The organism is Phytoactinopolyspora limicola (genome assembly GCF_011320225.1).
Classification (GTDB): Bacteria; Actinomycetota; Actinomycetes; order Jiangellales; family Jiangellaceae; genus Phytoactinopolyspora; species Phytoactinopolyspora limicola.
Map to the genome: position 1 here is coordinate 103,287 of NZ_JAAOEN010000007.1, position 19,203 is coordinate 122,489.

The window sequence follows — 19,203 nt, forward strand, 5'->3', positions numbered from 1 at the left end:
CGTTGCCCAGTGTCTAACCGATCGACGGGCGATTCAAGGGGCCAAGCCGTGGACGTTGCCGGTCGCGGCGGAGCGTTCCCGGATCGAGCACGTCCCGCGGTCGCGAAACCGCGTCTCTTCGGGCTCCCGACTGGCCGGTCGGCAACTGGGCACCTAGCCGCTCAGCCTGCTTGGCGGCGCGATCAACAGCCTTGGAAAGGCGTTCGTGGATCGGATCATCGAGTGCAAGACCGGGCATCTGCACTCCCTGGTGTTCAGGCCGCCGGCACCATTCACCCCGGCTTACCATCCTGTCGATGAGATCGCGGGACGACGTCACGGTGGCCAACGCCGGTTGAACGCTACGCAAGGCGGCTCGCCGCTCGGAGTCGCTCAATGCGGCGACCCCTCGCTCCTCCACACGGCGCCAAACCAGGCGGATCTCGCGGACCTGGTGCAGTGGGCGCTGATCGTCCGCGGCCAGCGAGGTGTAAGCGCGGGTGTAGCGCGCGATGGCGTTCACCGAGGACGCAACGCGCCGAGTGCTGTCCGCAAGCGGACCCAATACGCGTTTGTCGCTATGTTGGTCCAGGACAGCCGCCACCGCAGCCAAGCTACGAGCATGAGCGTGAAGCACGGCCTGGACGCTCTCCGGTCTAAGGTGCTCGGCTGTGCGAAGCAGGTGACTCAACCGCGCGGTAGCAGCCGGCACCTCGGGCAGCGAGCGCACACGTAACGGCATGTCCCGGCGGCCGTCTGGTAGGGGGACGCCTTGGGGCAGAGGACCAGCTTTGGCAGTGCGTCGCAGGTGCTCGCCGGCAAGGGCGAGTTCCCATCCGTCTCGCTCGCGGGCATACGCCGGGCCGATGACAGCAGCCTTCGGATGCGCTCGCGCTAGGTCGCGGTCAAGCAAAGCGGCCGCCTCGACGAGCACGGCGATATCGGCAATGGCGGGCCACGCGTCCTCCCCATGGGGACGTGCCTCGGCTGGCACCGCGTTCCACTCATGGGCCGCCAAGGCTGCGTGTCGGCGTATCTCACGCCATTGCCGCCCCGCGTCGGTCACGACGTCGTAGTCCTGCCAGCCGATGTCGTCGCGCGAGGAACCATAAGGGACGGGTTCGCAGCTCAGCAGGCCCAGGGCCGAACCGATGGGTCGAATCATCAAGTCTCCGAGCAATGGCTCCGGGACGGGGGTTTCACCGGTGACGTCTTGCAGTACTTGCCTGCAGAGCCGTCGGACGTTGACACGGCCTTCGTCGACCAAAGCGAGTTCGCCGTTGTCGACCCGGGGGGACTTTCCCATGAGGTTGGCAATCTCGATGGCCAGCCGACTGAGCTCTTCGTCATAGGTCACGGCACGCCGCCCAAGCGATCATGCTCAGCGAGAAGGTGACTGGCTCGAGCGATTCTCAGCCGCAGCTCGACATCAGTGCCGGCTTCGGCCGCGGCCCTGGCCAGCGCCTCACTCACGGCCGGCAGAACTACGCCCAACGGCGACGGCTGGCGACTGTCGTCCACTCTCGGATACGGAGGTGTGACGTCGGTCAGGACGGTCAGTACCTCGCTCGCGGTAATGAGCGCGAGGATGCCCGATCCGTCAAAGGGATCGGCGTCGTGGCGCTCCGCGGCCGAAAGCCACGCGCAGGCGTTGGCGAGATGCGGAGGAAACGGTTGCATTTGCATCTGGTGTGCGTTCATGCTTTCAGCCTTCCGTCGCCGCCGATCACGTGTCCCCCTCCGCACGGCATCTGTGGATAAACCATCGACAATGCTCCCCTCTTGCGCTCAGCGCTGTGGATACTGGCCACGCCCACTTGCACGCCGCAACTGTGATGGGCCATGGCCCGCGAGCCTGCGGTAGGCCGAAGAGATCGTCTGAGCCGCCTCACGCTGATCCAGGCCAGCACGTACGGCGGCGTCGAGCAATGGTTGCGTGTCCCGCACTCCTCCCTCAGCTGCCCGACAGGACGCCCAATACAGGACGTCGTTTCGGTTCCCTTCGGGAGTTTGAGCAACGTAGCGGGCCAACCTCTCGACCACGCGCTCCGACGTCGCACTGTCCAAATCGGGGGCAGCCCTTGTGGCCGCCAGGTGACGTCTGGGCACAGATGCGCTGAGATACTCGCGAATGGCTTCCCAGTTCACCGACGCACTTGGCTGCGTGCTGCTGGCCACTGTCACGTAAGTCCCATGGCCGCTGATCGCGGACGGCGGCAGCAGCACGTAACCCCCGGTAGACCGAAAGTCGATATGGGCACGCGGCACAGACCCGTTGCGTTGGGCGGTGCCGGGAAAGTAGATATGCACTCCCCCGCTCGGCGTACGAACCATGTGTGTCCAGCCGTCAAGCAACCCCGCGTTGCGGAGCTCTGTCATCTGCGGGTATCCGTTGCCCGCGGCGTGAACATCGACGTCGACCACGTCAAAGGTGCTCCGCCCGCCGTGCCGTCCCGTCGGCATGGCCAGGTTCGCCTCGGGCCAACGAGTCCACCAGTCACGGATCTCGTCCACGTCCGTCATGGCGGCGTAGAAGCCGCGCTGAATGAGCGGACGTTTGGTGCCTGGGACGCAGGGAAATACCGGCAGCCCTGACGATGCGCACCTCAACGCCGCGTCGAGCATCATTCTGGACTCCCGGCGTCCGGATGGTCCGTTCCCGCTTCGGCTCCAAGCTCGTCGCTTATTGCCGTGGCGAACTCGCTCCACCAGTGGGCATACAGATCGTCAGCCCATGGCGGCGTAGTGCCCTCTCGGTGTTCACGCGCGGAACAGCCCGTTCGCGATGTCCATTCGCGCAGCCGTTCGCGCGCCTCGGCGAACATGCTGTGCCAGTCGGCCATCGCCGACGCCGACTGACGATCGCCGTACGCCACCTCCCATGAGCCCCACAGCGCAGTCAGCTCCTCAGTTTGTGCGCCATGCCGCCACCAGCAGGGCGGCAGCTCCCGGCTGTCCAGCTGATACCGGAGAGCAACCCAGCGCACCCACCCAGCAAGGTCGACGAACGCCCGCTCGTAGTCGTCTGCGGACATCTCATGCCAGCGGATCGGTCGTGGCGATTTCGGACCGATGAACTCCGCAACCAATCCCTCGACGACAGCCGGATCTAGACCGTCGTGAGCTGGATCCGACGCATCATAAAGGTCGTCCACGCCCGCGGCACCTCCTCGCCGTCAACATCTCAGCCACGGCTTCGCGTCGCCGTCTGAGAACCTCTCAAGCCGAAGGGAGACGACTATTCGCGCACACGCTCAGCGACGACGGCCCGCGCGAACACCACGACAGGTCGCTCGCAACGCCACAGCAGCGGCTTCAATCGAACATTTGTTCTATTCTAGCGAAGATGGTCGCGCCGTTCGAAGCCCACAGCGTCAGAGCCAGGGGGCATGGTTCGACACGTCGACCTGTATCTACACGTGATCTGCGCCGGCGAGTCGCCGTTCGGTCTCGTCACGTTCGTGGCGCAGTTGTTCGGCGTCGTGCCGGTCCGTCCACGGCGCCATCTCGAGAACGATTGGCGGGGCCGAGCGGAGCATGAGAACGCCGGTCCCGAAGGGCAGGGTGCGGAGTCGGCCCGTATCCATGATCGGGACTCGCCGCAGGCTCGTTGAGGTCGAGCGGGCCCCGTCCTGCGCTCGTGACGTTGAGAGCGTCTCGTCATCGCGTTCACCGATCAGCGCGGAGATGTCTTGGAGATCTTTAGGGTTCGACGCGCCGCCAAGGATCAGCTTGACCGTTGCGGCGTCCCAGATGGTGGCTGCGTCGTGCTCACCCCATCTGCCCCGCGCCTGGGCCAGTGATTGAAGGACGGCAGTCGTGGCGAGCCCGCTTCCGCCGCCTTCTGCCATGAGGGCGGGCAGGCTCGGAATAGGCACAAGATTGCCGATCTCGTCCAAGACAAGACTCAACGGCGGGTCAAGGCGCGCACCGGGGTTACCAGCTGCGAGACGGCGTGCGGTTTCTAGCACGTCTTCGACGAAGGCGTTGACGAGTGCGTTCGCTGCGCCAGCACCGGTCGATGTGCCCAGCATGTACAGCGTCCCACCCGAGACGATGAACTCCTCGGGGTCAAATTGCTCGTGCGCAGTGGGAGTGACGGCGTCGAGAACTCGTGGGTCGGCCAATGCACCCAGTGCTTGACGGACGCCGCTCCAAACGTTTGAGCGAGTCCGCTCATCCATCGAGATCGTGGCTTCCAAGGCGTCCGCCCAGCCGGCGGCAGCGACGTCGGTGTTGTACATGAGCCGGACGGCCTCCGATGCGTGCACCGGATCTAGGGACCAGCGATAAAGATCGCGGGCGGTGCGGTGGTCGAGGGCAGCGGCATGCAACAGGCCACGTAGAACTGCCTCGGTTTGCGCTTGCCAATATGAGCCGTTCTCCACGCCGCCCCGGAAGCCGGTATCGGAGGCGAGGCCCCGCGCTCGGATCATCGCGGTCTGTGGATCTGCGCATCCTCGTACTGGCGACCACCGCAGTCCACCGGGGATGCCGGGAGCGAGGTGCTGCGGATCGAAGACCGCCACCGGCCCGAGTCGAGCTCGGGCGTTGTGAGTGATGGCGAGATTGTCGGGGCGGGTCGAAGTTGTAACGACGGCGCCGGGAGCGTCCAGGATCATGTCGACGACGACATGAAGCCCTTTACCCGAGCGGGTCGGGCCCAGAACAATCACCGAGTCTTCGCAGCTAATCCAGACGGGCACACCGCGGGCTTTACCGAGTTGGTGACCAACATCATCGGGGGCAGGTTGACCAAGCGATGGCCGCAGATACCGGGCACGCTTGCGCAGGGTCCGCGCGGACGCAGCACGACGGATCTGCTGTCTAGTGGCAGTGCCAGGGAGCGCATGAACAGGTGCGGCTTCTCTGCCTCCGACCCAGTGCTGGGCTAGCCACGCGCTGCCAACGACGACCAGGGCAAGCGCGACAGTGGCCGCCCAGGTCACGGCAGGACCGGGCATCGGCTGACCCCACGCAGCATCAGGGTCTCGCGGGTGCGTGATAACCGCAACCACCGCATCCGGCGTGAACCTAGGCACGTCGTACCCGCCTGCCAACGCCGCGATGGCCGCTCCGGCCCACACCACTCCGGCCGCGGCCAGCAGTCCCAGTGCTGCGGTGATAACGAGAGTGCTTTCACGGTTTGTGTTTAAACGTCCACGTGTCGAGGTCATGCTCGTTTACCCGTTCATCCGCTGGTCCGTGTCGAACAGTTTTCGCTCGGTCAGCGAGAGCGCATGGGCCACAACGTAGGCGCGTTGTCCGATACGCCAGAGCCCTTCGCCGACGCCGAGTTCGCCGATGATGTCGCGTTGGGTTGGGGTCAACCCGAGCAAGGCAGCGGACTGTCCAAGTTGGTCGCTCTCTTGCCGGTAGGCGATCCGGGTTGAGCAGTCGGCCAATAGTCCGGCGGCCAACTCACGCGATTCGGAGCCTGCGTCACCGATGGCATCAAGATCGCTGAGCCGGTGGATCACGGCCATATTCGCGATCCCCCACGCGCGGGACAGCTTCCACTGGGCTTGCATGCGGCGCAACAATGCGGTCACGGACATCAGGCGCCACGCTTCGTCGTAAATGATCCACCGAAGGCCGCTCTGAGCATCCTGCAGAGCCCCTTCCAGCCACGACGATGCGCAGGTCATGATGATCGGGAGCGCTTCGTCGTTCTCGTTGAAAGCGGACAGATCAAGGCTCACCATCGGTAGGGTCGGGTCGAATTGGGTCGTCGACTCACCGTCGAACATGCCCCCGAGGTCGCCGTGAACCATGCGCGCCAGCGCGTGCCCGACACGGCGGCCGTCGTCGCGCAGGACAGCGACATCGTCCGCTGACAGGTCTGTCGCCAACGGCGACGGCGCCAGCAAATGCTGAACCACCGTCGGCAGTGTGGGCGTGCCTCCCGCACCCTCGGCCACGGTCAGGGCCGTGGTTAGCGCAGTTTGCTCGGTCGGAGCCAACGCGTCGCCGAGCACTGTCTCTGCGATAGCGCGAAGCAATTGCCTGCGCCTGGCCTGTACGAGAGTGGACCACTGCGCATCACTCAAACCACTTGGGCGAGTTCCTTCATCCAGAGGATTGAGCCTGGTGGTTAGCCCCGGGCCAAGTCGAATCACCTTGCCGCCTGCGGCCTCGACGACGACGCTCCATTCGCCCTTGATGTCGCCTGGCACGTACGTCTTGCGTCCGAAGGCCAGCGATCTCCAAGCGATTGACTTGGCTAGACTGCTTTTGCCGTTGCCGATGACGCCGGCCAGCAGCACGTTTGGGTTCGTGACGATCCTCGCCTTGTAAAGCTCCCAAGGGTCGAAACAGAAGCTCGCGCCGGCGAGCAAGTCCCGGCCGATGTACATTCCGCTAGCCCCGAGTCCGTCGTCGGCGAGAAAGGGATACAGCACACGCAGGCTGGCGCTCGTGGAGTAGTGCGCCTGTAAACGCAGCGGCAACCAGGACCGTCCAGCCGCTGGGCCGGGGGCACCGGCTCGTGGGTGGGTCACGTCCCGCGGAGTGGCGCGCTCAGCCATTTGTTCTTCGCGTCGCCGCACGCGTTCGTCATCCCTCTTCTGGCGAATCAGTCTGCGTGCTTCCTTGCGCGCTGCCCGCCGAGCGGCGGGGCTGGCATCGGCTGGGATGAAGAGTTGACCGGAACGCACGTTCATAGCAGCATGCGCCCGAATGGCAGCCCCGCATAAAAGGCGGTGTCTTGCTGTCCATACAGCACGACAGTGTCCAGGCCGCAATGGTGGCAGGCGGTCTCCGTCTCCTCCAGTGCGAGTTCGAGTTCCTCCTTCGAACCGGCGGACACTGTCACCAGTCCGGTGAACGCCAGGTCAGCGTGCCCAGAGACCAACTCACGTTCACGTTTATCAACGTCTTCCTGTTCCCGCCTCTGAGCCGCCGTGGTTCGGATGTCACGCTTGTCGCGGCGCCGCTGTTCGGATTCTTGTTCCGCCTGCTCGATCTTGAGTTGTCGCGTGGCCTCACGGACCGTGCGCGGTCGGTAGACCACGCTGACGCTTCGCTGAACCGACGTGGCCAGGAGGAGCGGCACCAGAAACGTGGCGTCGACCTCTTCACGCGTCCATTCCTTGATCCACAGAACAGCGTGCCAACCGTCGTCAATGCGCAGATGGTCCCATTCGGAAGAGACAGCCACAGGTCCGGCTACCGCAACGTCGCGGCCTAGGCCCGACCTCTCCCACGCAGGAGTGTGGTGTGGTCTGAAGGCGGTGTTGATCAGGCGAGCGAGGTCCGACTCGTCCAGCCAGGCGTCCACGTTGATTTCGGCCGAACGCAGATTCGCAGTCAACGAGGTCAGCTCCCGCGCAAGAACGTCGGCCGCGCCGGCCACTCCTCCACCGGCGGACCGGACAGCGCGTGCCGAGTCCTTCAACGACACGGTGACGGAGAGCAGTGCTTCGTGTCTGGACGACGTCGGCTCGGCATTGCTGACAAGCTGTCCGTATGACTCCGCGGCGAGGCGGGAGTCCTGGCGGCCATCCCGTTCCCAATGGGTGCGTACCGCGTTCCCACCTTCAGGAAGCGACCGGACGAGCACCTGGAGCCTGCTCATACGCCCAGTGCGGCACGCGCCGCTGAGGGCCTGTCCCCACCCGGCTACACGACGGTTCTGGTCGTCCACGCTGAGCAGCAGGAAGACGTCGTGGCGGACGCGAATTACGCCGGTCAGCGTGCGCCGATGTGGGTCAAGGATGAATGCGGCCCCAGAAGGGTCGTGCCGATGGAGCCGTAGGCTCGCTGACTCACCCGGCAGGGAAAGTGTCCCCACGGATCGGGGCCGGTCCGGCCGGATCAGCCACAGCGCCTGGCCGCGGATCCGCCGTAACAGGGCATGCACCACAACTGGTGTCCATGACACGAGGGTTCGGCCTCGTGGAGCGACGAAGGCAAGAACGAGCGCACTGATCCATACCGGCGCCGTGATCACTATCCCGGTAGCGCCAGCGCTCATCGCCGCCGGGCCGAGGACGGCCGCCGCGACACCCACAGCTGCCATCTGAGCCGCAGAGAGCCCCCACATGACACCTCGCTCAGAGCGTCGGCCCAACCGTGCGGTGACCGCAGCCGGTGGGCGCGTACTTCCGATACCGTCCATTAACACGTTCTCCATTCACCCAGATGTGTGTTGGCGTTGTCGGTGCAGGAGATGGGCCGGAGCAGTTATCACTCGCCCCGCCCCGGCCACCGCCGCGCGAGACTGAAAGATCACCGAACGCGCGCTGTGTGAACCGGCATGGACCGTCATTGCGCCGCGCCCCATAGTGCCGTCCCATTCCCGGCCGCTCGGTGTCACGAAATCGAGGAACTTGTACGTCAACCAGGGCGCAATCGCAGCGACGAAAAGCAGCATCAAGCCCATGGACAACTCGCCAATAGACCGCAACACCGACCCAGCGGAGCCAGACAATCCTTCACGGATGGCACTGGCGGCGATCGCAAACGTCATCACAATAGTGATCTTGCTAATCGCGAGCGCGAACATGATGCTTGCCCATTTCTGCGCCCAGCCAGACGTCCATCTGCTCGTCAGACCTGCAAAGGCCAGCGGAGCGAACACGGCCGCGACTATGATCAAGGCCTTGCGTGCCATCAGCGCGAACCACACGGTGATCGACGCCAAAATGTAAAAGAAGGCGAAGACAATGATGAGTATCGCCGGGAGCACAGCACCGTGGCCGGTGGCCGAGGCAACCAACATAGCCGGCGTCAGCGCCTCGATCGCCTCGCCTACCTCGACGCCGACCCGCCATCGCATGATCAAACCAGCAGCCCAGTCGGTCAACGTCAACACCGACTGCGTCACAGACAAGGCAATCGCCGTGGCCGAGAAGCTACCAAGCATGCCCACGACCGCACGGACCAGTTCGCTCGACTGGCGCCGCCACGCCGCTGACGCTAGCTGAACGATATAGAGCGCAACGACGATCGGCAGCGCGATGAGCATGGCAACCGTGACATTGCCCCTCACCCAATCGGCGGTCAGGTCAACTGCCGTCGTCTCCATGAGCAGGGACCACATCGCGACAATCAGCGTCTCCGCCGCCTCAGCCATAGCTCGGGCCAGATTGCCGATCGTCTTGTCATGGAGCCACCCGCCCGGATCTATTCCACCGCTGACGAGCTTGCACACGAACTGGGAGAACGGATCGAACAGGCCACCACAACCGCCACCGGTCGGCGAGGGCTCGGGATAGCTCCGCATCAACTCACTCCGCGCCGGGCAACGGAATCCCTTGGCCGATGCCCCACGCCCACGACGTGATCGTGTTCACCATGCCGAAACCGATGAACGACACCAGCGCCCAACCAGCCGCCGTCTTGCCCGTATCGACACGATGAGTCGAGCCAGACATTCGTCCCCAGGCCCACATCAGAAACGCCACGATCACCGCACCTATCGACGCAAACAGACAGAACGACAGGACCCCACCAAGCAGCCTTCTCAGCGCCGGTATCCCCGGAACCGCATCGTCATTCGGCGTAATCCCAGGGTTAAACAGCCCTACGTCGACCTCCCCCAACAGCCCGAACGCCGCGATCAGCCCTTCAACGACACCCATGCCTACTCCCTGCCGCTCGACCGACCCGCGTCGGGCGCGGGCCTCCGAACGGTAGGGAGCCAACCATCGGCGCACGTGGGCGAACATCACGCGCGATACCCGCCTCCCCAGATGGCCAAAGGCCGAGATAACACGCCGTGATGCAGGTCAGCCAGACGATCACGTTATTGAGTTCGTGTTGGGCCTTTGGCGACACCCGTGTTCCTGATCGCACGAGGGGGTGACGCCCGAAGGTCCAGAAGCGTGGCGTCGGACGCCCGACGCGACGCTCGGGAACCTCTAATCACGCTCGCGTTCGCATTCTTGTTACGCGGGCATCTCCCCCGCCAGCGCCTGTCAAGCGTTCTCGTACACGGTCGTCAAGACCCGAACAATGATCAATGGTTCTAACATCTGCCGCTGACTCATGCCCGGGCCGTCCAGAATCAGCTGTGCGGCGGTAACGCCCATCTGAATCGTCGGCTGAGTAATCACCAACAATGCCAGCAACAGGTACTCCGCCCACGCGGAGTCAGCCAAACCGTCCATGACGACATCGCCCGGTACGTTCCGACCGTTAGCGGCAAGCGAATTGAACACGCGAAATGTCGCGCCTTCCGTGGTCCCGAACACCGCGTACACCGCTCCGTCGGCGAGCCCAACGCGGACGCGATACAACCGCCTTGTGAGGGCGGTGTTCCCGCCCCGTAGACTATGCCCCTGACCAGTAACGACGCGTCCAAGACTGAGGCGCTAGAGACAATCTGGCCGCGTATTTGCCGACGGCTCCCGGTGGACAGTCGATGTCAACCGATGATCGCCGGACACGCGAAGAAGGCCACACTTCGCGGTATAGCATCGCGGCCACCTTTCACACGGCGCTGCGACCATGTTCTATGAGGAGGCCGACGCGGTGTGGGGGCGTGGCCGCGTCGGGCAACCACGCTTGCCAAGCATGCGGACGTGGCCGATCAGCTCGTGCGATCGACGTTGGAGCAAAAGATCCGCCTGATTCGGGGCTATGAACGTCGCCTGCGCCCCTTACTCCGTCCGGCGGCGTCCATGCCGTCGCATGCATGTTCCCGAAGGGCGTGCTCCGCCCAAGAGCTCAGTAATATCGAGACGTGGCGCCCATCATTCAGCGAATCAGGCACTTCCTATCGGACGAGGCGCGCCGCGAGCGCAAGGCAGCCCGGGCTGAGTGGAGTGAGCGTTGGAAGCAGAGCCAAGCTGAGGAACAAGCCATCCTCGCTGGGAGAAGCCCATTGCACTTCGCGACCACGCGGTCGCCGTTGGTTCAGGGACAGGTCCAGATGGGGCCCGCCTACGCACGCATCCGCGGCAGGTACAGCTTCAATTCGCGACTCACTTTCGCTACCCCCGCAGGGGAATCACGCACAACACCAGCCCGGGTGGATCATCCCGCAACCGTCTGCCTGCCAGCAGACACCGAAGTGTGGATGCACGAGGAGATCTTAGACCAATCCGGAAAGAAGCTTGGCTATGTTTCCTCAGTAGACCACGTCCCAACCGGGCAGCAGATCGATTCGGTCCCGGTGAGTGGGCCCTGTGGCGAGAACCTCGTGGCACGAATCTCGACGCTGGAGCACATTAAGATCAACTTCACGCGTGACCTTACCATCACCTCGACAGTCGAGACGCATCGTCCAGTGGTTCTCGTCACCGCAAATGATCGTGACCGGCCGCTCGACCTCGGAGCAGAACAAGCAGCCATTGAGCGAGCTATCGGCTGGAACTGTGTCAGGGCAGTCCCTGCCGCGACACCCGGAAGGCTTGTGGAAGCCATTGATCAACACAGCCCAGCAGTCCTTCACTTCGCTGGCCACAGCAACACAGAAAGCCTCTACCTACGAGACGAACTGGACCACGAAATCGAAGTCACCAGTGAGAACTTTCGAGATTTCGTGGAGGGTCGCGGCATCAGGCTTCTGATTCTTAACTCATGCTACTCGAATGCCACAGCCGAAATGTGCTTACCGTACGTGTCAACGGTGATCGGGTCGTCCAGCGAAGTGGACGATGAAGACGCCTGTCGATTCGCTGGTGAGTTCTATGCGAGCCTGAGCCGGGGCCTCACCGCTGAGCAGGCGATGAAGAACGCTACCGATATCGTCAAGATGCACGATGGCGAGGACTACTTCGTGTTCCTGGGCGAAGGCGAACTTCGCCTGAACATCCCAAGCGTGGCCACACCACGGCAGGACACGTCGGTCGACGCATAACCCGCGCCGCGGAAGCTCCCGCGCAGTTCGCGCGGCAGAGTTCAGACGGCCGTCGTGACCGCTGGATGTCTCCGTGCAACAGCTCCCGGCCTAAGCCAATGCGCGAGTCAAGTTGCTGATGCCGCCGACCCTAAAACCGACTAGCTCAGCTGACCTAGGAGGCCACAACGCAGCTCAGTCCCGATGGTTGAGTCGGCCTGGGGCGCGGTTCCGGAATTGCTTCCGGTCCGTTTCCCCAGGCCGCTCACCGAACCCGTCGTGCCGATCTCTCGGCAACGGGCTCTCCACGGTGTCTGCCGTTAGGTGTGGTTGAGAGCGATCCAGGGGTTGGGGATCTTGGTTCCTCGGTACCGGTATCGCGTGATCGGTACTGAGGAGAGGTTGAAACAGTTCGATCCCATGCGTCGACGGTCTGCGCCACCGGCCGTTGGAGCCGGTGAGGCATCGCCGGATGTCCTTCCTGCTCCAGCGGTGCAAATTCTTTCCCTAGCGGATCCCCCTCCGCCACACGAAGTTTTCGAGGGACTGCATTGTGTGCTTACAGACTGCGTGCTTGAAGTAGTTGGACCAGCCGCGCATGATCTGGTTGAGCCTGATCAACACGGCCCCGGGTGGCTGCGACAACCTGTTTGTCAGGGCATGGACCTTTCCTTCAACGACCGGATGGGCCGGTCGCCGATGAAGGTGTAGGCGTACCACTTGTTCGTGCCTCGCTTGCGTTTCCACTGGATGCGGAACCCTAGGAAGTCGAAGGGCCTGCTGCACAAACGGATGACACTTTCGGTTTGGGCTGCCTTGGAGTCGGCTGGTTTTATGATCAACTCGTATTGGATCTGAGATCAACCGTCCTAGAGTATCCTGTGGACGGCAGCGGTGACAGGTTCTCTCGACCCAGACAACGATCACGATTCGCGTTTCTTCGCCTGTAGTCCAGGAGCGGCGGTCGAGGACCTTTTTCTGTAGCCTTACCATAAGGCCTGGAACCAAATCGCCTTCTGCCGCGGCGCGGGGCCGCCAACGTCCCACTCGGCCAACGCTTTCCGGACTACCCTTCAGGGCGTGATCACGATGCCATCTTGTCACCGCGCAGACCGTATCCAAGATCTCACCCCTCGCCACTACAGCCGAGTTTCGGCCACCGACCCAGCTGAGCCTGGATGTTCTGCTTGCGAGCCGCCAACTTCAGCTCCTTCTCAGATCAGTCAAATGTGCACTGTCGACGTGCCATCGATCAACGTCTACGCCGAGACATACGGCATGGGAAGATCACTCCAAAACCTACCCATCAAGTTCATCTCTGCACTGAACAAGATCATCCATCTGTACCCTTTTCCATATCCGGCACCGATACCACCAGGACCGCACGACTGGAGCGCTAGCGCGGCTAGCCAATTTCTCGCGATGCGCAGCTCAAGATCATCTCATGTCAACATTCATCAGCAGGGTGCACTATTCAAGATTATCAGTGCCTTAAACGAAATGGAGGTTCTGTGAATCGCGGCCGTGCTTCTTCCAAGCCTGAGGGCGAGTCATCGCAGGCCCTTAACGCGAAAACACAGCTGACTTCGGCATGGATCGGACTCGTTGGTGTCGCCATCGGCGCAATATTGGGACTTAGTGGGAGCCTTCTATTATACTTTCAAGGCAATAATATTCATGATGTTGCCGCACAGAACCGCGTTGCTGACATAAGACGAGCGGCATACAGTGATTTCGTGGCACAGACTCAAAGTGTGCGGGGCACGTTTACAACATTTCATAATCAGGTAGTCAACGGAGCAAAGGGACAGGAGTTATTTACGCTGTACAATGAAATAATAGCACCTGAGTTAGTAAAGTATGCCCGCGTCGCATCTAGCATTGAACTTGTCGCTCCGCCGAGTGTCGGAGATGCATCCCGCAAGGTGAGTCTAGTGCGAGATCGCTTCAGTGAATTGGCGTTTCGCTCCATCGAATCCAAGGATGGTGAGAGCGGCCCTGTCGTGCCATATTCTCAGGACGAATTCGAGTCGATACTCGATGATTTCGACCGCGCAGTACGCGATTTTACAAATGAAGCGAGGGCTAGCTCAGTTTAAAGCCAAAATACCGCAACCTGAGGCTCAGGGTTTCGGACTATCGCGAATTGAAAATAGCTAGCCGTTCAGAGTCAAGCTTCTCAAAGTGATTTAACCCGCGAGCATTGGCTCGCCTGGCACGTGTGGCGCCACACCCGACGCGACAACAAGTACGTCACCGTGATCATCGATCTGACCGGCATCCGCGATGGCGCCGGCCAGCCAGGCTGCTGGACATGGTCGAGGGCCGCTCCAAGCAGGTGCTCAAGACCTGGCTCGCCGAACGCGACGGGTCCAGCAGGACATCCATAACCACCGCAGCCGCAAGAGCGACCCGCTCCACGGTGCACCACGGACGCTGCACACCGGAGTCGATCTGCTCACCGACAAGCAGAACGACCGACTGAGCGCCCTGTTCGCTGACGACCAGCATGTCGAGGTCAAGGCCACCTCGGGGATATACCAACGCATGCTCGCCGCCTACCGCGAGCAGGACCGACGCTGTGGTCGTGAGCTGATAGTCAAGCTGATCGACTCGGTCAGCCACGCCGTGCCGAACGCGCTGAGCGAAGTCATCGCGCTCGGCCGGACACTGAACAAGAGGTCCGCAGACGTCCTGGCCCACTTCGACTGGCCCGGCACATCCAACGGCCCGACCGAGGCCATCAGCGGCCGACTCGAACACCTCTACGGCTCCGCCCTCGGATTCCGCAACCTCACCAACTACATCGCTTATGTCGACTTCCGCATAAGCGATGGTATGTCGCCTTCATCGTTATGTTGACCAGCTCCGTGTGCGCCCCTGCTCGGGCCGGGATCAGCGGTTGATCCGGCAACATAATCGTCCGGGTGTTACCTGCTCTTGAGGAAGGCGATGAGAGCGTCTGACGCCTGGTAGCGGGCGGGTGGCCGCTCGTCGAGGGTGGGGACGCGTCCGAGGGTCCGTCGCTTGAGTTCCAGGTCGGCGTGGAAGTAGATCTGCGTGGTCTGGATGTTCGCGTGTCCGAGCCAGAGCGCGATGCTCGCGGTGTCGATTCCGGCGTGCAGCAGGCTCATCGCGCAGGTGTGCCGCAGCGTGTGCGGGGTGACATTCTTCCCGGCCAGCGAAGGACACCGCTGTGCCGCGGTCGTGGTGTGCCGGGTGACGAGCTTGCCGACCGCGGCCCTGGTCAGCGGTGTCCCACTGCTGGTCGGGAACACTGGCCCGTCCGGCGCCGGAGAGAGCTCGCCGAGCCAGGCGGCCAGGAGCTTGACGGTGTTCTTCTGCAGCGGGATCACGCGCTGTTTACGGCCCTTCCCGACGCATTCGAGTTGGCTATGCGGGCCGAGCTGGATGCTGTCGATGCGCAGGCTGGCCAGTTCGCTGACGCGGAGTCCGGTCTGGATGCCCAGGTGCAGCAGGAGCCGGTCGCGACGGCCGAGCCAGGTGCTGGTGTCGGGAGCGGCGATGAGCGCTTCGGCCTCGGGGGCGGTGAGGAACGAGACGAGCGTGGTCTTCGTGCGTTTCGCGGGGATCGCGAGGACCTGGCTGATCGTGGAGATCGCGTCCGGTGCCCGGTAGCTGGCGTAGCTGAAGAACGACCGCAGCGCGGCGCGGCGGGCGTTGCGGGTGGCGGCGGAGTTCCCGCGCTCGGTTTCCAGGTGTTGGAGGAACCCGCCGATCAGGTCCGCGTCCAGGTCGGCCAGCGCCAACGCGGACGGAGCGATGCCGGTGGCCTGCTGGGCGTAGGTCAGCAGGAGTCGGAACGTGTCGGCGTAGGCGGCTTTCGTGTGGACGCTGGCGTTCAGGTGCCGGTCGAGCTTGTCGGTGAAGAACCGTTGCAGCAGCGGCGCGAGGTCACTCATCATCGCCCCCGCTCGCGTGGATGCGTTCGGCGAGAGCGGCTGCGAGTTCTGGAGTGTTCGACAGATACCAGTAGGTCGCTTCCGGGCCGACGTGCCCGAGCCAGGCTGACAGCACCGGCATCATCGCGTCGACGTCGCCGCCGGCGCGGACGTGACCGATCAGGGTGTTCGTCGCGAACGAGTGCCGGAAGTCGTGCAACCTGGCGGCCGGTTCGGTCGGGCCGCCGGCGAGGCCGGCTGCCTCTCGTATTTCGCGGAAGGTGTTCCCCGCGGTGGAGCGGGCGATCCGGGTGCCGCGGCGGGCGACGAACACCGCCGTCGTCTTCGGGACCGGGAACGTCCGATCGCGCATCCGCTGATATCTCTGGATCGCGGCCATCGTCGTCGCGTGGAGTGGGACGAGCCGGGACTTGCCGAACTTGGTATCGGTGACCCGTGCCCATCCGCTGCCGTCACCGGCCTCGTCGTCGGTGGCGATGTCGTCGTCGTTCAGGTTCCGGGCCTCGCTGATCCGCATCCCCGTCGCCGTCAGCAGCCCGAGGAGTGTCTGCCAGGACGCTGCACGGACTCGTGGAGTCAGTGTCCCTGCCGCGACCAGCAGAGCATCGATCTGCCCACTGGTGAAGATCAGCGGGCGAGGACGATGAGCGCCGTAGGGTCGCCCGTCGAGAACGGGAACCTCTGTCGCGGCGTCGAACCACGCGACGTGCTCAGCGAACTGGCGGACGTAGTTCAACCGTTCCAGCACCGTGCCGCGGGAGAACTGTGATGCCCACGCGGTCGCCAGATCACGGCGGATCGTGGGCTCGCCGGCCTCTTCCATCCAGCAGACGAATCCGTCCAGTGCCTTGCCCGTCGCGGTCAGCTTGAACCCCAGCGCCCGCCTGGTCGCCAGGTAACCGTCCAGGAGGTCACGCAGCCCGCTCATCGTGCCCACCTGCCCGACGCGGCAGCAGGCCACTCGGGGACGAGCTGGGTGAGCCGGTTCTTGTCGACCTTGGTGTAGATCGCGGTCGTGCGCGGATGCGCGTGTCGCAGCAGCCCCTGAACCTCCTGCAACGTCGCTCCGGAGGCGAGCATCCCGGTCGCGAACGTGTGCCGCAGCCGATGCGGGCCGAACTTCTCCACCCCGGCTTTGATGCAGATCTGCCGGACGGTCCCGCAGACGCCGTTGGAGCTCAGCGGCTGGACCGGATCGATCACCGTCCAGAACACCTCATCGCCGGCGACCCTGCCGCCGCGGCCGTGGAGCACATAGTCCTCCAGCGCCTGGCCGACCTCGTCGGGCAGCGGGAGTTCATCGACCCGGTCGCCTTTGCCCCGGATGCGCAGGCTTCCGGTGCGCCAGCCGATGTCATCAAGCCGCAAGCCTGCGATCTCGCATGCGCGCAGCCCGAGCCCGGTGAGCAGCAGCAGGATCGCCCGGTCGCGGAGCCCTTTCGCCGAACGCAGATCAAGCGTGTCGAACAGCGCCTCGATCGTGCCCGCCGGCACCGGGTCCGGGATCGACGAGAGCCGCCACGCCGCCGCATGCGGCACCACCCCCGACAAGTCCTGCCCCGTCCGCCCGGAGCGATGGCAGTACTGCAGGAACGAGCGCAGCATCACCAGCTGCTTGCCCAGCGTCGAAGCCTTCAACCCGCGCGCGGCTTCCAGGTTCACCCACTCGATCACCGTCGCCGCCGCCAGCTTCCGCAGCGACTGATCGACCGGCGCGGGCAGCCACTCCACGAACCCCGCCACCCGGGCGGTGTATGCGGCTGCGGTGCGCTCCTGCGCCGACCGCTCCCGCAGTAGCCACCCCTCGAACTCGTCCAGCACGCCTCGCGCGTCGGCGCGGCGCTGATCACGATGAATCGCCATCTCGGTCCTCCTCGACCTGATGCTGGGCGATCCCAGCGACCGCCCAGTCAGATCAAGCGAACCCCGACGCGACCGCGCACGGTTATGTTGACCGGATCAACCGCTGATCCCGGCCCGAGCAGGAGCGCACACGGAGCTGGTCAACATAACGATGAAGGCGACATACCATCGCCAGAGCCCTCCTGGAAACCGGCGGCGCCAGCCCTCCCTATCAGCCCGCGCCACACCCGCATCTGTGAAGAGCCGAATAGTGGCCGGAATCACGCCCCGGGCACCGTGGCAGGCCCCGAGCCGTGGTCGGTATCGAGATATCCAGGTTGGCCTGCGCGGAGAGCAATGTACCCCAATGCTGTCGGCGATCGATACCCTAATCTCGCTCATCGGCTCTGGGTACTGCAGCTGCCGTCCGGTGTTGCCGACCTCAACAGCCCGGTCACCGCACCCGACGTACAGCGCTACATCCAGTCACCCGGCGTAGGCAGCATCGAACGCATCAAGCTGTCCCGGCTCGCCTGGGACATCAGCGGCTCAGAGTTTGCCGGTCGCCATCAGCAGTACGAGATCTTCTACGCCGGCGCTCCGTTCGTAGTAAGAGGCGTCTACACGTTCCACAACTTTGGCTATGACGAGCACGTCGCCAGGCTTGACGAGTTTTTAGCGACCTACGGTACCGACGCACAGCCGAATCGGACCGCGACTACTAGCCGGGAGGTATGAGCATGGCCAAGCCGGAGATCGAGTTCACTCCCACCTCGTCGGTGCCGTTCCGGCCGTGTGATCCACCGATAGACGGGCTCTCCGAGGCGGTCCTGGCGCGCAACGGCACCGACGGCACGATCACCCGCATACTGCGGTTCGAGCCGGGAACCGACACATCCCCAATCGGAACACTCACTCACGACTTCTGGGAGGAGGTGTACATCTTTGAGGGCTCATTCGTAGACCTTCGGCTCGGCCGCACCTTCCGGACCGGTGACTGGGCCACCCGCCCGCCTGGGATGGAGCACGGTCCATGGTTCTCACCAGACGGAGCCAAGATGTTCGAGGTCAGGTACACCCAGCCGGCAGCAGACGGGGGAGATAGGCGATGATGACCGACACCTTCATCGAGCCAGACAGCGCCATCATGCGTCGGACCATGGGGCGCTTCCTGACCGGTGTCGCAGTGGTCACCGCCGCCCACGACGAAGCACTCGTGGGGATGACGATCAACTCGCTCACCTCGATCAGTCTCGAACCGCCGATCCTCATGATCGCGCTGAACCAAAACACCCGAACCGGCGATGCTGTGCTGCACAGCGGGCAGTTCGCCATCTCCATCCTGGGCGCCAAACAAGAAGCGGTCGCGCGTCAGTTCGCGGTCCGAGGCGAACGCGGTTCGAGGCGGGCGAATTCGACACCACCACCTGCGGCCTGCCGACCATCCGCGGAGCACTCTCCCAAGTCGAATGCCGCGTGCTCAAGCATGACAACATCGGGGATCACCAGGTCTTCTTCGGTCGAGTCATGGGCTGCCGGGACCGCGACGGCGAAGGGCTCGCGTTCAACGCCGGCGCGTTCGGAGCCTTCCGCGATTTCCGCCACGACACGATGCCATGGACATTCTGACCTGCTCCCTCCTGGTGCCACGCCCGCCCTCCACCTCAGGGATCT

The 19,203-nt window shown here is 63.7% G+C and carries 18 protein-coding genes and 2 pseudogenes; 6 read left to right on the top strand and 14 right to left on the bottom strand.

Annotation, left to right across the window (positions count from 1 at the left end):
• Positions 1–13: 13 nt before the first annotated feature.
• The 10 genes from G8760_RS17560 to G8760_RS17605 form a co-directional block, all read right to left on the bottom strand.
• Entirely contained in the window at positions 14–1,336 is a 1,323-nt protein-coding gene (locus G8760_RS17560; protein ID WP_166353557.1) for a hypothetical protein, read from the bottom strand.
• Positions 1,333–1,680, bottom strand: coding sequence for a hypothetical protein (locus G8760_RS17565; protein ID WP_166353559.1), 348 nt, complete (start codon positions 1,678–1,680; stop codon positions 1,333–1,335). The genes G8760_RS17560 and G8760_RS17565 overlap by 4 nt, the downstream gene beginning before the upstream one ends.
• Before the next feature lie 87 nt (positions 1,681–1,767).
• The gene (locus tag G8760_RS17570) at positions 1,768–2,607 is read right to left on the bottom strand and encodes a bifunctional DNA primase/polymerase (protein ID WP_166353561.1); all 840 of its coding nucleotides are present in this window, start codon (positions 2,605–2,607) and stop codon (positions 1,768–1,770) included.
• Positions 2,604–3,134: a hypothetical protein gene (locus tag G8760_RS17575; RefSeq protein ID WP_207782461.1), complete on the bottom strand. Its 531-nt coding sequence runs from the start codon at positions 3,132–3,134 to the stop codon at positions 2,604–2,606. Before G8760_RS17575 ends, G8760_RS17570 begins: the two co-directional genes overlap by 4 nt.
• A 258-nt stretch (positions 3,135–3,392) precedes the next feature.
• Positions 3,393–4,685 carry a type IV secretory system conjugative DNA transfer family protein gene (locus tag G8760_RS17580; RefSeq protein ID WP_207782462.1) on the bottom strand — a complete coding sequence of 431 codons (1,293 nt, stop codon included), beginning with the start codon at positions 4,683–4,685 and terminating at the stop codon, positions 3,393–3,395.
• A gap of 477 nt (positions 4,686–5,162) precedes the next feature.
• Positions 5,163–6,641 (bottom strand): TraC family protein, encoded by a 1,479-nt coding sequence (locus G8760_RS17585; protein WP_166353567.1) that lies wholly within the window; start codon positions 6,639–6,641, stop codon positions 5,163–5,165.
• Complete coding sequence (locus G8760_RS17590) at positions 6,638–8,023, bottom strand: SCO6880 family protein (protein WP_166353569.1); 1,386 nt, start codon at positions 8,021–8,023, stop codon at positions 6,638–6,640. The genes G8760_RS17585 and G8760_RS17590 overlap by 4 nt, the downstream gene beginning before the upstream one ends.
• Positions 8,024–8,113: 90 nt before the next feature.
• The gene (locus G8760_RS17595) at positions 8,114–9,205 is read right to left on the bottom strand and encodes a hypothetical protein (RefSeq protein ID WP_166353571.1); all 1,092 of its coding nucleotides are present in this window, start codon (positions 9,203–9,205) and stop codon (positions 8,114–8,116) included.
• A 4-nt stretch (positions 9,206–9,209) separates the two neighbouring features.
• Positions 9,210–9,563, bottom strand: a complete 354-nt coding sequence (locus G8760_RS17600) for a hypothetical protein (protein WP_166353574.1) — start codon at positions 9,561–9,563, stop codon at positions 9,210–9,212.
• Between the two features lie 336 nt (positions 9,564–9,899).
• Positions 9,900–10,184, bottom strand: coding sequence for a type 1 periplasmic-binding domain-containing protein (locus tag G8760_RS17605; protein WP_166353576.1), 285 nt, complete (start codon positions 10,182–10,184; stop codon positions 9,900–9,902).
• Between the two features lie 482 nt (positions 10,185–10,666).
• On the opposite strand from G8760_RS17605, the gene G8760_RS17610 reads away from it, so the two are divergent.
• On the top strand, positions 10,667–11,785 hold the full coding sequence (locus G8760_RS17610) for a CHAT domain-containing protein (protein ID WP_166353578.1): 1,119 nt from the start codon (positions 10,667–10,669) through the stop codon (positions 11,783–11,785).
• 486 nt (positions 11,786–12,271) lie between these two features.
• On the opposite strand, the gene G8760_RS30905 is transcribed toward G8760_RS17610, so the two are convergent.
• Positions 12,272–12,757 (bottom strand): group II intron maturase-specific domain-containing protein, encoded by a 486-nt coding sequence (locus G8760_RS30905; RefSeq protein ID WP_343074422.1) that lies wholly within the window; start codon positions 12,755–12,757, stop codon positions 12,272–12,274.
• 518 nt (positions 12,758–13,275) lie between these two features.
• Between G8760_RS30905 and G8760_RS17620 the strand changes: the two genes are divergently transcribed.
• Both G8760_RS17620 and G8760_RS17625 read left to right on the top strand, forming a co-directional pair.
• Positions 13,276–13,863, top strand: a complete 588-nt coding sequence (locus G8760_RS17620; RefSeq protein WP_166353580.1) for a hypothetical protein — start codon at positions 13,276–13,278, stop codon at positions 13,861–13,863.
• 117 nt (positions 13,864–13,980) lie between these two features.
• Positions 13,981–14,626: pseudogene (locus tag G8760_RS17625) on the top strand (transposase); the annotation flags it as partial.
• A 68-nt stretch (positions 14,627–14,694) separates the two neighbouring features.
• Here the strand turns inward: G8760_RS17625 and G8760_RS17630 are convergent.
• The 3 genes from G8760_RS17630 to G8760_RS17640 are packed head-to-tail and all read right to left on the bottom strand — an operon-like array spanning position 14,695 to position 17,550.
• Positions 14,695–15,687: a tyrosine-type recombinase/integrase gene (locus G8760_RS17630; RefSeq protein ID WP_166353582.1), complete on the bottom strand. Its 993-nt coding sequence runs from the start codon at positions 15,685–15,687 to the stop codon at positions 14,695–14,697.
• Entirely contained in the window at positions 15,680–16,615 is a 936-nt protein-coding gene (locus G8760_RS17635) for a tyrosine-type recombinase/integrase (protein ID WP_166353584.1), read from the bottom strand. The genes G8760_RS17630 and G8760_RS17635 overlap by 8 nt, the downstream gene beginning before the upstream one ends.
• Positions 16,612–17,550 (bottom strand): tyrosine-type recombinase/integrase, encoded by a 939-nt coding sequence (locus tag G8760_RS17640; RefSeq protein ID WP_207782464.1) that lies wholly within the window; start codon positions 17,548–17,550, stop codon positions 16,612–16,614. Before G8760_RS17640 ends, G8760_RS17635 begins: the two co-directional genes overlap by 4 nt.
• A gap of 336 nt (positions 17,551–17,886) precedes the next feature.
• Here G8760_RS17640 and G8760_RS30305 point away from each other — a divergent pair, with 336 nt between their 5' ends.
• From G8760_RS30305 to G8760_RS31165, 3 genes and pseudogenes are all read left to right on the top strand, one after another.
• Positions 17,887–18,267: a 4-hydroxyphenylacetate 3-hydroxylase C-terminal domain-containing protein gene (locus tag G8760_RS30305; protein WP_281355164.1), complete on the top strand. Its 381-nt coding sequence runs from the start codon at positions 17,887–17,889 to the stop codon at positions 18,265–18,267.
• A gap of 2 nt (positions 18,268–18,269) precedes the next feature.
• Complete coding sequence (locus tag G8760_RS17650) at positions 18,270–18,641, top strand: cupin domain-containing protein (protein ID WP_166353593.1); 372 nt, start codon at positions 18,270–18,272, stop codon at positions 18,639–18,641.
• Positions 18,642–18,688: 47 nt separating this feature from the next.
• A pseudogene (locus tag G8760_RS31165) lies at positions 18,689–19,158 on the top strand (flavin reductase family protein).
• Positions 19,159–19,203 lie beyond the last annotated feature (45 nt).